The 15,088-nt window shown below is 40.1% G+C and carries 15 protein-coding genes; all 15 read left to right on the forward strand.

The features are described from left to right. Positions 1-62 precede the first annotated feature (62 nt). The 15 genes from yfmF (at position 63) to CSV77_RS01305 (ending at position 15,017) form a co-directional block, all read left to right on the forward strand. The gene (yfmF, locus tag CSV77_RS01235; RefSeq protein WP_099630969.1) at positions 63-1,337 is read left to right on the forward strand and encodes an EF-P 5-aminopentanol modification-associated protein YfmF; all 1,275 of its coding nucleotides are present in this window, start codon (positions 63-65) and stop codon (positions 1,335-1,337) included. Next, positions 1,334-2,629: an EF-P 5-aminopentanol modification-associated protein YfmH gene (gene yfmH / locus CSV77_RS01240; RefSeq protein WP_099630970.1), complete on the forward strand. Its 1,296-nt coding sequence runs from the start codon at positions 1,334-1,336 to the stop codon at positions 2,627-2,629. Before yfmF ends, yfmH begins: the two co-directional genes overlap by 4 nt. 2 nt (positions 2,630-2,631) lie before the next feature. Then, positions 2,632-3,360 (forward strand): elongation factor P 5-aminopentanone reductase, encoded by a 729-nt coding sequence (ymfI, locus tag CSV77_RS01245; RefSeq protein WP_099671993.1) that lies wholly within the window; start codon positions 2,632-2,634, stop codon positions 3,358-3,360. A gap of 132 nt (positions 3,361-3,492) precedes the next feature. Then, positions 3,493-4,287, forward strand: a complete 795-nt coding sequence (locus tag CSV77_RS01250) for a DUF3388 domain-containing protein (RefSeq protein ID WP_099630972.1) — start codon at positions 3,493-3,495, stop codon at positions 4,285-4,287. 27 nt (positions 4,288-4,314) lie between these two features. After that, the gene (locus tag CSV77_RS01255; RefSeq protein WP_158231997.1) at positions 4,315-5,124 is read left to right on the forward strand and encodes a helix-turn-helix domain-containing protein; all 810 of its coding nucleotides are present in this window, start codon (positions 4,315-4,317) and stop codon (positions 5,122-5,124) included. Between the two features lie 74 nt (positions 5,125-5,198). After that, a complete protein-coding gene (pgsA, locus tag CSV77_RS01260; RefSeq protein WP_099671995.1) occupies positions 5,199-5,777 on the forward strand; it encodes a CDP-diacylglycerol--glycerol-3-phosphate 3-phosphatidyltransferase in 579 nt (192 codons plus the stop codon). Positions 5,778-5,793: 16 nt separating this feature from the next. Continuing rightward, complete coding sequence (locus CSV77_RS01265; RefSeq protein WP_099671996.1) at positions 5,794-7,050, forward strand: competence/damage-inducible protein A; 1,257 nt, start codon at positions 5,794-5,796, stop codon at positions 7,048-7,050. 166 nt (positions 7,051-7,216) lie between these two features. Beyond that, the gene (gene recA / locus CSV77_RS01270; protein WP_099671997.1) at positions 7,217-8,278 is read left to right on the forward strand and encodes a recombinase RecA; all 1,062 of its coding nucleotides are present in this window, start codon (positions 7,217-7,219) and stop codon (positions 8,276-8,278) included. A 553-nt stretch (positions 8,279-8,831) separates the two neighbouring features. Continuing rightward, a complete protein-coding gene (gene rny, locus CSV77_RS01275; protein WP_099630976.1) occupies positions 8,832-10,391 on the forward strand; it encodes a ribonuclease Y in 1,560 nt (519 codons plus the stop codon). Positions 10,392-10,458: 67 nt separating this feature from the next. Further along, positions 10,459-11,256, forward strand: a complete 798-nt coding sequence (locus CSV77_RS01280; RefSeq protein ID WP_099630977.1) for a TIGR00282 family metallophosphoesterase — start codon at positions 10,459-10,461, stop codon at positions 11,254-11,256. Between the two features lie 92 nt (positions 11,257-11,348). Beyond that, on the forward strand, positions 11,349-11,618 hold the full coding sequence (locus CSV77_RS01285; RefSeq protein WP_099630978.1) for a stage V sporulation protein S: 270 nt from the start codon (positions 11,349-11,351) through the stop codon (positions 11,616-11,618). Between the two features lie 149 nt (positions 11,619-11,767). After that, positions 11,768-13,315, forward strand: a complete 1,548-nt coding sequence (gene miaB / locus CSV77_RS01290) for a tRNA (N6-isopentenyl adenosine(37)-C2)-methylthiotransferase MiaB (protein ID WP_099671998.1) — start codon at positions 11,768-11,770, stop codon at positions 13,313-13,315. Continuing rightward, the gene (locus tag CSV77_RS01295) at positions 13,315-13,749 is read left to right on the forward strand and encodes a YlbF/YmcA family competence regulator (protein ID WP_029053137.1); all 435 of its coding nucleotides are present in this window, start codon (positions 13,315-13,317) and stop codon (positions 13,747-13,749) included. The genes miaB and CSV77_RS01295 overlap by 1 nt, the downstream gene beginning before the upstream one ends. 117 nt (positions 13,750-13,866) lie before the next feature. Beyond that, positions 13,867-14,427, forward strand: coding sequence for an outer spore coat protein CotE (cotE, locus tag CSV77_RS01300; RefSeq protein WP_255397300.1), 561 nt, complete (start codon positions 13,867-13,869; stop codon positions 14,425-14,427). 116 nt (positions 14,428-14,543) lie between these two features. Further along, positions 14,544-15,017, forward strand: a complete 474-nt coding sequence (locus CSV77_RS01305) for an immunoglobulin-like domain-containing protein (protein WP_099671999.1) — start codon at positions 14,544-14,546, stop codon at positions 15,015-15,017. The last annotated feature ends 71 nt before the right edge of the window (positions 15,018-15,088 follow it).

Here is a 15,088-nt window from a genome sequence, read left to right on the forward strand (position 1 = left end):
TGACAGGCTAAAATGTATAGTGAGACTAGGAATACATATAATAAGGTAAACGAGGTGTTTGTATGTTCAATAAAACAAAATTACAAAATGGTGTACATTTGTATATACGTAAAACGGAACAGTTTAAAACAGTTAATGTGACAATTAAGTGGAAAGCACCACTGGATCAAAAGAAAGCCTCTGAACGTGCGGTGTTGGCGAATGTAATGGAGGATTCAACGAAGCAGTATCCAACAGTAGGTTCCATGCGCAAGGCGCTTGACGAGTTATACGGTACGGTATTATTTACGGACGTCTCCAAAAGAAGTTCTCAACACATGGTTTCACTTTATACGGAATGTGTAAATGATGAATTTTTTGCAGGGGAAGATATCTTTAAACAGTTATGGCAATTGATTCGTTCTGTAGTGTTTGATCCGAATGTATCGAATAAAGCATTTGATCCTGACGTTACAGAAAGGGAAAAACGTAATGTCCGTGATCGGATTCGTTCTATTTATGACGACAAAACACGTTTTGCACAGAAACGTATGCTTGAAATCATGAGACCAGATCACCCAGCATCCATTTCGGCTTATGGTACAGAAACTGCGGTGTCGGAAATTACTAATGAAAGTCTTTATGCTACATACGAAGATATGATGAATAATGATTTGATTGATATTTATGTAGTAGGCGATATAGATGAAAATGATATCATTAAGCAAATTAAGCAGTTCCTACCGTTTGCGGCTAGAGATGCAGTGAAACAAAATGAATTACCGGATGTGAAAGTGTCAGATTCCGTGAATACAGTGAGAGAAAAACAAGACATGAAACAAGGTAAACTTCATCTTGGTTTCCATACACCGGTATCTTTCCATCATCCGGATTACCATAAGATGCAAGTAACCAATGGGGTTTTCGGAGGCTTTGCCCACAGTAAACTATTCATGAATGTGCGAGAAAAGGAAAGTATGGCATACTATGCGAATAGTGCATTTGCTTCGCATTACGGTATCGTCTACGTCACAGCAGGTATTGATGCGGACTTGGAAGAAAAAGCTGTCAAGCTAATTCTTGAGCAACTTACGGCATTACAAAATGGTGAAAGTACAGAAGTCGAGTTAAGTCAGACAGTCGCACTTCTAGAAAACAGTATCTTGAGTGCAAACGATTCGGCCCGCAGTCAGATTGAAATTTTTGATCAATATAAAGAATTAGACGAGAACTTCTCGGCTGAACGATTAATCGAAAAGTGGGAATCGGTCACATTGGAAGACGTAAAGGAGATGGCAAAGACCATTCAATTGGAAATTGTGTATTTGCTGTCAGGTAAGGAGGATGTTTCCGAATGAAAGAAGTAAATTTTGATCAACTACAAGAGAAGATTTATACTGAAACACTTGATAATGGGTTGAAAGTGGTTATATTACCGAAACGTGGATTTTCTAAAACATTTGTAACGTTTACGACGAAATACGGGTCTATTGATCGTACGTTCAAACCACATGGCAAAGATGAACTTATTACAGTACCTGATGGGATTGCCCATTTTCTAGAGCATAAAATGTTTGAGAAAGAAGATGGAGATGTTTTTCAGAAGTTTAGTTTAAATGGTGCTTCTGCCAATGCTTATACAACATTTGGAAGAACGGCATATCTTTTTTCTGCAACCAATAAACTAAAAGAAAACACCAAAATATTACTCGATTTTGTTCAACAACCATATTTCACCAAGCAAACTGTTGATAAAGAGAAAGGCATCATTGCCCAGGAAATTACCATGTATGACGACCAGCCTGACTGGCGCCTATATTTCGGCACAATTGAAAATCTCTATGAAAACCACCCAGTGAAGATTGACATTGCGGGAACTGTTGAGTCGATTCAGGACATCACAGCGGAACATTTATATACATGTTATGAGACGTTCTACCATCCGTCCAACATGTTACTGTTTATCGTCGGAGCAGTAAAGCCGGAGGAAATGATGGAATTTATCAAAGAGGATCAAGCAAAGAAATCATTCGATAAACCAGAGGCGATTGAACGCCAATTTCCGACCGAGTCAACAGAGGTTGATGTATCTGAACGTACATTGACGATGGACGTTTCAAAACCGAAATTGAATATCGGTATGAAATGTAACAAGGTAGATTTACAGGGGCAAGAGATGCTTGAAGCGGAATTGTCAGCAAACCTCGTATTAGATAGTCTATTCGGTCGCACGTCTGCATTTTATGAAAAAGCAAATGCGGAAGGCTTAGTTGATGAATCGTTCTCATATGAATTTACCATGGAAGAAGGCTACGGTTTTGCGATGGTCGGTTCCGATACAGATGAGCCGGAGCGCTTAGAAAAACTGATTCGTCATACGATTAAAGACGCAAAATCAAATTGGCCGGTGCTTGAAGAAGATTTGAATAGAATGCGTAGGAAAAAAATTGGTCAATTTATGCGTTCATTGAATTCCATTGAATTTATCGCCAATCAATACACGCGATATGAATTTAACGAAATGAATTTATTCGATGTCGTACCGACTTTAGAGAAGTTATCGATGGATAAACTAAAAGAAGCATTTGCAATGTTTTCCGATGACAATAGCTATACAATCTTTAAAGTCATGCCACCGAAGACGCAATGAGTATGACGCGTTTCGCACTCGTTTTAGGGGCTTCCGGAGGAATTGGGGAAGTGATCTGCAAACAACTAGCAAAAGCGGGCTGGTCTTTGTATATGCACTATAATGCAAATAAAAACCAGCTCAATCTATTGCGTTATGAGTTAGAAGAGAATTATCCCAACCAGCAATTCCGTAGTGTGCAAGCTGATTTTAGAGTAGAATTAGCGGCAGAGAAATTGGCGGGTAGCATTCAAAGCGTTCAAGCAATTGTTGTAGCCAACGGTCAGGCAGTTGTCAAACTGTTATCGGAGACAAGCGAAAAGGAAATGTCGGAATTATGGCAAGTCCATGTGCAGAATCCAGCTCGTTTAATCGCACTGTTATCTGAAAAACTGCGCAAGCAAGATGTCTCCTATATTGTATTTATCGGATCGATATGGGGTAGTACAGGTTCAGCAGGCGAAGTAATGTATTCTGCAGTTAAAGGTGCCCAGCATGCCTTTGTCAAAGCATATGCAAAGGAATCCGCCTTTTCTGGCATACGGGTAAATGCAATTGCCCCAGGTTGGATCGACACCCGCATGAATCAAGAGTTTTCTGCGGAGGAACGTCAGATGGTGCTTGAACAGATTCCGCTTTTGTCAGTGGGGACACCGCAGGAAATAGCGAATATGGTCGAATTTATGTTGAGTGGGAAAGCAGATTATATGACAGGTGAAATAATTCAAATCAATGGTGGTTGGTATATGTAAAGCCTTTGGAGAAGGACAATGCCTGTTGTCCTTTTCTTTTTTTCTTTTATTCACTTTGGCTATCCGCTATTATAGAACTAAGTGCATACTTGTGCATTCTGGAAAAAGTAGTTTTATGAAGGAGTGTGTTGAATGGGACAATGGTATGTCGAATATGAGTTGCAAGTCAATCGGCCTGGATTACTAGGAGATATTGCTTCCTTACTTGGTATGTTGCGTGTAGATATTGTGACGATTAATGGGGTAGATGGCAGATACCGTGGTATGCTCGTTCACACCGATCATGACCAGCAGATTAAACGTTTTGAGTTGATCGCTTCTACTATGGATGCGATTGTCATCCATAAGATCAGAGAACCTAAATTGCGTGATGTATTGGCTGTTCGGCATGGACATTATATTCAGCGCGGTACCGATGACCGAAGAACGTATCAATTTATAAGAAGTGAGCTTGGAATCTTAGTGGACTTTTTAGCAGAGATCTTCAAACAAGATGGTCATAAACTAATCGGTGTCCGTGGAATGCCGCGCGTAGGAAAAACAGAATCCGTAGTAGCGGCGAGTGTTTGTGCCAATAAAAAATGGGTCTTTTTATCTTCTACGATGATTAAACAAACAATTAGGACGAGTATGATGGGGGATGAATTCTCGGACGATAACATCTTCATACTTGATGGGATCGTGACACGAAAAACTTCCGACGAACGTCATATGCAATTAGTGCGTGAAATTATGGGCTTGCCGACAATTAAAGTGGTTGAGCATCCGGATATGTTTGTGAAACAATCCGAATATACAATTGAAGATTTTGATATTATCATAGAGTTGCGGACAACAGTAGACCAAGAAATCACTTATGAGATTTTAGAGAAAAATGATCCGCTATCCAACCGTAACCCTATGGGTGGCTTTAATATGTTTAATTGATTGAAATGAGTTAGGTGGGTGTTGAATTTGATCGGAATAGGTGCTCGTTTAAAAGAAGCGAGGATTTTAAAAGGATTGACTCTAGAAGATCTGCAAGACAGTACGAAAATCCAACAACGTTATCTGTCAGCAATTGAAAATGAGGATTTTCAAATTATTCCGGGTGCTTTTTACGTACGTGTTTTTATTAAAGAGTATGCGGAAGCGGTTGACTTGGATGCGGATGAAATTCTGAGTCTTTATCAGGATGAGTATGAACCAGCAGTGCAAGAAAAACAGGAAAAAGTTGTGCCGGCGACTATGCAACGTAGTGCGGTTTCAAAGCAGAGTCTCCAATTAAAAGAAGCAATGCCAAAAATACTTGTAGCACTATTAATTATTATGATTTTTGTAATTGTTTATACTTTACTAAGAGACAAGGCAACAGATCCGGAGATAGGTCATGAATCAACAGAGCCCGGTTCTTCGGTAATAGCTGATCCACAAGGGGATTCAGGTGAAATTGGGCAATCTAAGCAACCATTTGAACACGCTTCTACTATAGGTGAAACGTCTACATTCAAATTATCAGACTCCGAAAATATCACAGTCGTTATCAAGACTACGGGGAGATCTTGGATTTCAGTAACGGATCAAGATGGCAACGAACGAATGCCGAAACCAAGTGGTGCCCGAGTAGTACAAGAAGGCGAAACAATCGAAATACAAGCGAACGATGCAGAAAGTTTGAGAATCCGAGTTGGTAATTACGAAAACGCGGAACTGACTGTTAATGGACAACGTGTAGATTACCCAACAGACCTTGTACCACAAAACATTGTGTTAAAAAAACCATAATAAAATAGTCATCTAAAAAGGTGGCTATTTTATTCTTTATAAATAGATTTTACCGTTAGAAAGGCGGACAAGTAATGAATTTACCAAATAAAATTACACTCTCTAGAGTATTTATGATCCCTGTCTTCATCCTGTTTCTTACAGTGGATTTTGGATGGGGAATGATTCGGCTAGGTGGAGTAGAAATGCCTGTTGAACATTTGGTGGGCGCGATTATCTTCATCATAGCTTCTACAACTGACTGGCTAGATGGATACTTAGCAAGGAAAAACAACTTAGTAACAAATATGGGAAAGTTTTTGGATCCGTTAGCAGATAAGCTACTCGTCTCGGCCGCTTTTATTTTATTAGTGGAGATGGGGGCGGCTCCTGCATGGATCGTCATCGTTATCATTAGTAGAGAATTTGCGGTTACAGGATTACGTTTGATTTTAGCGGGTGGTGGGGAAGTAGTAGCAGCAAACCAGTTAGGTAAAATTAAAACAGTTACGCAACTACTAGCGATATCATTTCTTTTATTGCATAATATTTTCTTCGAAGCGATTGGTATTCCGTTCGGAACCATCATGTTGTACATCGCATTAGTATTTACAGTATGGTCAGGTGTCGATTACTTTGTTAAAAATCGCAAAATTTTAGTGGAGTCAATGTGAGGAGTGGAGTGTATTCATGAAAGCAGAAATTATTGCGGTAGGATCTGAACTTCTTCTGGGACAAATCACGAATACCAACGCTAGGTTCATATCGGCTAAATTAGCTGAAGCTGGAATAGATGTGTATTGCCACACGGTTGTAGGGGATAATCCTAAACGCTTGTCACAAGCAATTCAGTTAGCTCAGCAACGTGCAGACATCCTGATCTTTAGTGGCGGTCTTGGACCGACAAAGGATGACTTAACAAAGCAAACTATTGCAAGTGAATTGGGTTGTGCGCTTATATCTGATGACGATGCGATGAAAACGATTGAAGATTATTTTACACGTGTGGGAAAAGTGATGACTGAAAATAATAAACAGCAAGCTCTTGTTTTAAAAGGTTCTACGGTATTGCCAAATCGAAATGGTATGGCACCAGGTATAGCGATAGGCAAAGATGGTAAGCAGTATATTTTGCTACCGGGCCCACCTCACGAAATGGAGCCCATGTTTGAACAAGAGGCGATTCCATACTTACTTGGTGTATACGGCAAACAAGATGTAATTTCTTCAAAGGTATTGAAGTTGCAAGGAATTGGCGAGTCGGAATTGGAAGTCCGTATCCAGTCTATTCTTGAGAAGCAGACCAATCCAACAATTGCACCACTTGCTTCACCGGGTATGGTTAACCTACGTATTACCGCAAAAGCCAAAACAGAAGAAGAAGCGCAGAAATTGATAGCACCTGTGGAACAGGAAATCCGTTCTATTGTAGGGGAGTTTATCTATGGTGTGGATGATGATACGCTGGCTTCCAAAACGACTGAATTATTGCTTCAAAATGACTGGACTATCTCTGCGGCAGAAAGCCTCACAACCGGAATGTTTATGGCGGAGCTTGGTTCAGAAGCGGGAATAGGCAATGCACTTAAAGGTGGCCTTGTGGTGTATAATAAAGAGATGAAGATTGAGCAATTGGGTATTCTACAATCATTACTTGATTACCATGGCATTGTCAGTGCAGAGTGTGCGGAATCGATGGCTGAAAGCGTTCGAGAGAGATTCACCACAACATTTGGAGTGAGTCTGACTGGCGCTGCAGGCCCTGAACCACATGATGGTCAACCAGCCGGTACAGTTTGGATTGGCATTGCAGCAGAAGGTATGAAGACAACATCCTATAGACTTCAGCTGTCAGGTTCACGTAATGTAAATCGTAAACGTTCTGTTCAATTTGCTTTACATTATCTCATTCAGACAATTAAAGAGAAAAAAGAACTGAAGTATTGAATTTTGCTATTGAATTAGCTAGAAAAAATCCATTCTTCCTAGCTTTTTATGCTTGTTTTTCAATTTCTATAACCAATTTATCGAATGCCCGTTCGTTTAATTCTTGTGTATTCTGTTGGGAAAAGGTATAATAAGAGTAGAAAAAGAGTTTGAGGAGGAATTGTAATTGAGCAATCGTAAAGCGGCATTAGATATGGCATTAAAACAAATAGAGAAACAATTCGGTAAAGGTTCTGTCATGAAAATGGGAGAAAAAACAGATCTTCAAATTGATACATCATCATCAGGTTCATTAGCTTTGGATGCGGCGCTAGGAATAGGCGGATATCCACGTGGACGAGTAATTGAAATATATGGACCGGAAAGTTCCGGTAAAACAACCGTTTCATTGCATGCAATTGCAGAAGTGCAAGCAAGCGGTGGTACTGCGGCATTTATTGATGCAGAACACGCACTAGATCCTGTCTATGCACAAAAGCTTGGTGTCAATATTGACGAGTTGCTATTATCACAGCCAGATACAGGTGAGCAAGCATTGGAAATTGCGGAGGCACTTGTTCGTTCAGGTGCTGTAGATATCGTGGTAGTGGACTCGGTAGCAGCACTTGTACCAAAAGCTGAAATCGAAGGCGAGATGGGTGACGCGCACGTTGGTTTGCAAGCTCGTTTGATGTCTCAAGCATTGCGTAAACTTTCTGGTGCTATTAATAAGTCAAATACTATTGCGGTCTTCATTAACCAGATTCGTGAAAAAGTAGGCGTCATGTTTGGTAATCCGGAAGTAACGCCAGGTGGACGAGCATTGAAGTTCTATGCGTCTGTTCGTCTGGAAGTACGTAGAGGTGAGGCGATCAAGCAAGCCAACGATATTATGGGGAATAAAACAAGGATTCGTGTCGTCAAAAACAAAGTAGCTCCACCTTTCCGTACAGCGGAAGTAGACATCATGTATGGTGAAGGGATTTCAAAAGAAGGTGAAATTCTAGATTTGGGATCTGAATTGGAAGTAGTCCAAAAGAGTGGTGCTTGGTATTCTTATGAAGGCGAGCGCTTAGGTCAAGGTCGTGAAAACGCAAAACAATTCTTGAAGGAAAACTTGAAAATGCGTGATGAAATTGCGTCCAAGATTCGTGAATCATACGGTTTGAATGCAACAAACTATGTGATTGCAGCCCATAATGAAGAAGACGAGCTTGATGATTTACTTACACTTTCAGAAGAGAAGTAAGTCGTATATGTTAGCAAAACCGCCAATTTTATTGGCGGTTTTTTTATAAAAATTATTCTTGTCGACCTGCTTAGATCATGAGCTTGGGAATGACATACTTTTTGCCTTTATGGAACTAAAATATTTTTTGAATGAATAAGTGAAATATAAAGTGGAAAGACTCTTGCAAACAAAACAAAAAGCATCTATAGGAATGAATTTTCCTTCATCATTCCTTGACACAATAAAAATACAACTATACAATTAAAGTGGCGTATTATATACGTCCTATATTTAACAAACCAATCAATTGTTTTTGGCGGTATGTTGATTTTAACTTAATTCAGCAAAATGAAAAGTTAAGTAAAAAGTAGTGACATCAATAGAAAATTAGTCCCGAAACAGCAGGTTTTCTACTACCCGTTGGATTAAGTTAAGCCTTAGGCGTTTTCACAGATCATCGGGACATTACCGGGAAGCTTCGGTAACTAGTAAAGTGAATGTATTCGCCGTGGCAAAATTGATTATACGAGCCGACTGAAAAGAAAAGAATAAGCAGGAGGAGGTGACCTCAATGGGTATTGAAATACTCATCTCCGTTTTGCTAAGTCTCATCGTCGGTGCAGTTGTTAGCTTTTTTATATTGAAAAATGTGAATGATTCAAAAGTAACTGGTGCCAAACATACTGCCAACCAACTCGTCGAAGAGGCGAAGCGTGAAGCGGAGTCAGTAAAGAAAGAGGCACTGTTAGAAGCGAAAGATGAAACTCACGAACTGCGGATTGAAGCAGAAACAGAAGTCCGTGAGAGAAGGACGGAATTACAGAAACAGGAAAACCGTCTCTTACAGCGTGAAGAAAACCTTGATCGCAAGGATGATGCGCTCAATAAAAGAGAAGCAGGTCTAGAGCGCAAAGAAGATGCGCTATTAGAAAGACAACAGCATATTGAAGAGATGGAACGCAAAGCGGAACAACTCGTTACTACACAGAAGACCGAATTGGAAAGAATTTCTTCTTTAACAAAAGATGAGGCAAAGCGAATCATCTTGGAAGATGTAGAAGAAGAGCTTTCTACGGATATTGCTGTTATGACAAAAGAATCTGAGCAACGGGCTAAAGAGGAATCTGAGCGTAAAGCACGTGAAATTCTATCACTGGCATTGCAACGATTTGCGGCAGATCATGTGGCAGAAACTACAGTTTCCGTTGTCAATTTGCCGAATGATGAGATGAAAGGTCGCATCATTGGTCGTGAAGGACGAAATATTCGTACACTTGAGACGCTAACAGGCATTGATTTGATTATTGACGATACGCCAGAAGCCGTTATTCTGTCTGGTTTTGATCCAGTTCGAAGAGAAACGGCAAGATTGGCCTTGGAGAAATTGGTTCAGGATGGACGAATTCATCCTGCACGTATCGAAGAAATGGTCGACAAATCCAGAAGAGAAGTGGACGAGTTAATCCGGGAAAAAGGAGAACAAACTACATTTGATGTAGGTGTCCACAACTTGCATCCGGATATGATTAAAATTCTTGGTCGTTTGCACTTCCGTACTAGTTACGGACAGAACGTCTTGAAACACTCTATTGAAGTAGCCTATTTAACAGGTTTACTGGCAGCAGAGCTTGGCGAAGACGTAACACTTGCTAGACGTGCTGGTTTACTACATGATATCGGTAAAGCGATTGACCATGAAGTGGAAGGCAGTCACGTGCAGATCGGTAAAGAGTTGGCGGTGAAATATAAGGAACATCCAGTTGTTATTAACAGTATAGCATCCCATCACGGTGATGAAGAGGCTACCTCTGTTATTGCAGTGCTTGTAGCTGCGGCAGATGCATTATCTGCAGCAAGACCAGGTGCTCGCAGTGAAACATTGGAAAACTATATTAAACGTCTGCAAAAGCTCGAAGAAATTTCGGAATCATACGAAGGTGTGGAGAAATCATTTGCCATTCAGGCTGGACGGGAAGTACGAATCATTGTTCGTCCTGAACAGATTGATGATATTACCGCACATCGCTTAGCGCGTGATATACGAAAACAAATCGAGGAAGAATTAAACTACCCAGGGCATATCAAAGTGACGGTCATACGGGAGACCCGCGCAGTAGAGTATGCAAAATAATACCTAACACAAAACAGCTTCCGATTCGTTTGGAAGCTGTTTTCATTTTGGAAAGAGGTTATTACAAATGAAAGTACTATTTATTGGAGATATTGTAGGATCTATGGGAAGAGAAATGGTAATGGATTATGTATCGCGTTTGAAGCGAAAATATCAAGCGGACGTAATTATTGCGAATGGTGAAAATGCAGCTTCAGGCAGAGGGATTACAAAATCCATTTATCATGATTTATTGCATTCGGGAGTAGATGTCATTACGATGGGAAACCATACATGGGATCAACGTGAAATTTATGATTTCATTGACGAAGTGGATTACTTGATTCGTCCTGCCAACTTCTCAGAACAAGCACCTGGTAAAGGCATGACGTCCATTACGAAAAATGGGGTTACACTATCCGTAATTAATTTACATGGTCGCACATTTTTACCGCCACATGATGACCCATTTGCTAAAGCAGATGAACTAGTAGAAGAAGCCTTGCAAACATCACCATTGGTTTTTGTAGACTTTCATGCAGAAGCAACAAGTGAAAAGATTGCAATGGGATGGCACTTGGACGGAAAAGTATCTGTCGTTGTGGGGACACATACACATGTCCAAACTGCAGACGAACGAATTTTGCCAGGGGGTACTGCATATTTAACAGATGCAGGGATGACCGGCCCGTATGATGAAATTTTAGGAATGAAAAAAGAGGACGTATTGTACCGCTTCTATACCAACTTGCCAACCCGCTTTGAAGTACCGAAAAGTGGAAGACCACAGCTAAACGGCATGTTTGTGGAATTGGATGACAAAACCGGTAAAGCGCTCAAGATTGAAAGAATCCGAATTAACGAAGACCATCCGTTCAAAAACTAATGATCTAGGTGTCTAAATCCTCCTTGCCTATCATAGGATGTCGTATGGAATATACACGTTCCATAGACATTGCAAAATAAGGAGGAAATATCGTGAGTCCCTTGAAAGTATCATCTCGCTCAAATCCGAACTCAGTAGCAGGAGCATTGGTTGCAGTTATCCGTGAACAAGGCTTTGCCGAGATCCAAGCGGTCGGTGCTGGTGCATTAAATCAAGCAGTAAAAGCAATTGCTATCGCAAGAGGATTCGTAGCACCAAGTGGAGGCGATCTAGTTTGCGCACCTGCCTTTACCGATATCGAAATCAACGGAGAAGCTAGAACAGCGCTCAAACTTTTCGTTGAAAAAAAGGAACGTAAGTAGAATACAAAAGACCACGAATCCATCTGTGGTCTTTTTTTCATGACAAACCAGCGACATTTTTCCGCTTTGCTGTCATATCATACAAAAGTTCAGTATAATAACATCAGGTATGCTTATTTCCCGATAAGTAATAGAAAGGGGCTTCTGCAATGAATGAAGAACAGCGCTTGCAAGCTGGACTCGTAACAAATGACAAATCGAAACGAGACATTATAGAAAAAGACTATAGCAAATATTTCGAGTCTGTGTATAGCGGGCCTTCTCTAAAAGACGCAAAAAAACGCGGGAAAGAAGAAGTGGAATATCACGATAACTTTCAAATAGATCAGCGCTTTAAAGGAATGGGACAAGGTCGTAAATTCTTTATTCGAACATTTGGTTGTCAAATGAACGAACATGATACGGAAGTAATAGCTGGTATTCTCATGGCATTAGGATATGATGCTACTGAAAATGTAAAAGAAGCTGATGTCATACTACTTAATACATGTGCAATCCGTGAAAATGCGGAAAACAAAGTGTTTGGAGAATTAGGGCATTATAAACCACTCAAACTGACAAACCCAGATTTACTAATCGGAGTATGTGGCTGCATGTCACAAGAAGAATCTGTTGTAAATAAAATCTTAAAAACGTATGATCAAGTGGATTTGATTTTCGGAACACATAATATCCATCGCTTGCCAAATATCTTACATGAAGCGTATATGTCTAAAGAGATGGTCATTGAAGTGTGGTCCAAAGAAGGCGACGTGATCGAGGATTTGCCAAAAGTCCGTCACGGTAAGATTAAAGCATGGGTGAATATCATGTATGGATGCGATAAGTTCTGTACGTACTGTATCGTGCCATATACGCGCGGTAAAGAGCGTAGCAGACGCCCAGCAGATATCATTCAAGAAGTTCGCCAATTAGCCGCACAAGGGTATAAAGAAGTTACCTTACTAGGGCAAAATGTAAATGCATACGGAAAAGATTTCGGTGATATTGCGTATCGTCTAGGTGATCTGATGGATGAGTTACGGTTAATTGATATCCCAAGAATTCGCTTTACTACAAGTCATCCTCGCGATTTCGACGACCATTTGATTGAAGTCCTAGCAAAGGGTGGGAACTTGGTAGATCATATTCATTTGCCTGTACAATCGGGCTCATCTGAAATGCTGAAGATTATGGCTCGTAAATACACGCGAGAAAGTTATTTAGAACTGGTGGATAAAATTAGAACCGCAATACCCAATCTATCACTCACAACGGATATTATCGTAGGCTTCCCAAATGAAACAGAAGAACAATTTTTGGAAACGATGTCTCTGTATCGTGAAGTTGGTTTTGATATGGCGTTTACATACATTTATTCACCACGCGAAGGTACGCCAGCGGCTAAGATGCAAGATAATATACCCATGGAAGTGAAGAAGGAACGCCTGCAACGTCTTAACAAGCTAGTGAACGATATGTCTGCTGAAGCAATGAAGCCTTACGAAGGACAAATTGTTAAAGTGCTAGTTGAAGGGGAAAGTAAAAGAAATCCCGATGTACTAGCGGGCTATACAGAAAAAAGTAAACTAGTGAATTTTGTAGCGCCGCGTTCCGTAATTGGTGAAATTGTAGAAGTTCGTATTAAAGAAGCAAAATCTTGGTCACTCAATGGTGAATTCATTGGAGTAGTCCAACAAGAAAAGGTGATGGGATAATGGAGAAGAAGTTTACGAAAGACGAAATTATAGAAAAAGCACGCGATTTGGCACATATGCTGGCAAACACGGAAGAAGTAGAGTTTTATAAACGTGCAGAAGCACAAATCAATGAAAACCAAAAAGTACGTGAGAAAATAGCTAGTATGAAATCACTTCAAACCCAAGCAGTGAATTTCCAAAACTACGAAAAAGAACGAGCGTTAAAAGCGATTGAAAAGAAAATCGAACAAGTTCAAGGTGAAATTGATGCGATTCCATTGGTACAAGAATTTAAACAGTCACAAGATGAAGTGAATAACTTGCTTCAATTGGTTTCGAATACGATTGCAAACAGCGTGACGGATGAGATTATCGAGTCTACTGGCGGCGATCTATTACGTGGAGAAACAGGATCATACGTAGAGAATACTCAAAAAAAATCACTTTCTTAAATAAAAAATCGGTTAAGGATAAAATTCCTTGCCGATTTTTTTCAATTTCTGGGCAGCTGTTGCATAGGATGGATAGAAGCCAAAGAAGGAGGAAGAAAACTGAAAAATTTACGACAAATTGTAACGAAAGCTGTTATTGCCAAAGGGAAGCATCGATCGGAAACAACTGAGCTGCTGAAGCCACCTAATCGTCCTTCCAGCATATTGGGTTGCTGGGTGATCAATCACACGCAACAAGCAAAGAAAGTCGGCTCGCATGTAGAAGTAACAGGTAGTTTTGATGTCAATGTTTGGTACTCACATCATGATCATTCCAAAACGTCCGTCTTTACTGAATCGATTCCTTATAAGGATAAAATCGCATTGCATTACCGCGATGAGCCGACATCTGCTAAAGAAGAAACGATTGTCACGGTATTACAGCATCCGAATTGTACAGAGGCAAGTATTTCTGAATGTGGTCAAAACTTCTCAATTTCCATTGAAAGAGAATTATTGGTTGAGATGATTGGTGAAACAAAAGTCTCTGTAACCATCCATCCTCATCCATATGATGAAGATTGGCCGATACTAGAATCAGAATCTTCGTCTATTGTGATGGAGGAAAAAAAGAATAATGAAGTGCCGAATAAAGAGAGACCACACCAACCGCCACAACGTAAAGATTCACCATTCTAAAAGCCGGGTATTCACCGGCTTTTTTTATTTGATTTTTTACGTTGAGTAGAAGAATATGATGCAGGTCAAATGAATTTTGTAACAATAAATGTAGTCTATAGATAGGAGGAGATCCTATGGTAAAGATAAAATGGCTTACACTTCTATCTGTCTTGATACTGCTGACAGGATGCGCGAAAGGAAATGAAATTCAAACACTTACAGCACCTTCACTCGAACAGACATTAATGGCGAATGAGCAAGGTCTGACATTCCTAATGGTGGAACATCAATACGAGGAAGGAACGCCGTTGTTCCGCACGATATTAAAGAATGACAGTCAAACCATTTATGAGTATGGTGAATACTATCAAATAGAAGTAAGGAAAAATGACAAATGGTACACTCTGACATATTCTGATTCCGTATTCTATGAAAATCCGAAATTTACTAATTTGGGTAAATTGCTTGCGCCAGGAAAAGAAACTCAACATTCTTTTTCTGTAGAAACTATTGGAGTGACACTCGTACCTGGTCAGTATCGCTTAGTGAAAATCTTTTTGAAACCTGTCGCTCCCTATTTTCAGTCACACTTGCTGTGCCATTTATAGTGACTTCTAAACACGAAACAGAATGATTGTGGAATATAGATATAGATAATCATAAACTATCTCAGCTAATC

The sequence above is a fragment of the Sporosarcina sp. P16b genome (genome assembly GCF_002743065.1).
Taxonomy (GTDB): Bacteria; Bacillota; Bacilli; order Bacillales_A; family Planococcaceae; genus Sporosarcina.

Excerpts from the sequence above, each read along its gene's own strand:
- yfmF (WP_099630969.1), top strand. The coding sequence starts at position 63 with ATGTTCAATAAAACAAAATTACAAAATGGTGTACATTTGTATATACGT.
- yfmH (WP_099630970.1), top strand. The coding sequence starts at position 1,334 with ATGAAAGAAGTAAATTTTGATCAACTACAAGAGAAGATTTATACTGAA.
- ymfI (WP_099671993.1), top strand. The coding sequence starts at position 2,632 with ATGACGCGTTTCGCACTCGTTTTAGGGGCTTCCGGAGGAATTGGGGAA.
- CSV77_RS01250 (WP_099630972.1), top strand. The coding sequence starts at position 3,493 with ATGGGACAATGGTATGTCGAATATGAGTTGCAAGTCAATCGGCCTGGA.
- pgsA (WP_099671995.1), top strand. The coding sequence starts at position 5,199 with ATGAATTTACCAAATAAAATTACACTCTCTAGAGTATTTATGATCCCT.
- CSV77_RS01265 (WP_099671996.1), top strand. The coding sequence starts at position 5,794 with ATGAAAGCAGAAATTATTGCGGTAGGATCTGAACTTCTTCTGGGACAA.
- rny (WP_099630976.1), top strand. The coding sequence starts at position 8,832 with ATGGGTATTGAAATACTCATCTCCGTTTTGCTAAGTCTCATCGTCGGT.
- CSV77_RS01280 (WP_099630977.1), top strand. The coding sequence starts at position 10,459 with ATGAAAGTACTATTTATTGGAGATATTGTAGGATCTATGGGAAGAGAA.
- miaB (WP_099671998.1), top strand. The coding sequence starts at position 11,768 with ATGAATGAAGAACAGCGCTTGCAAGCTGGACTCGTAACAAATGACAAA.
- CSV77_RS01295 (WP_029053137.1), top strand. The coding sequence starts at position 13,315 with ATGGAGAAGAAGTTTACGAAAGACGAAATTATAGAAAAAGCACGCGAT.
- CSV77_RS01305 (WP_099671999.1), top strand. The coding sequence starts at position 14,544 with ATGGTAAAGATAAAATGGCTTACACTTCTATCTGTCTTGATACTGCTG.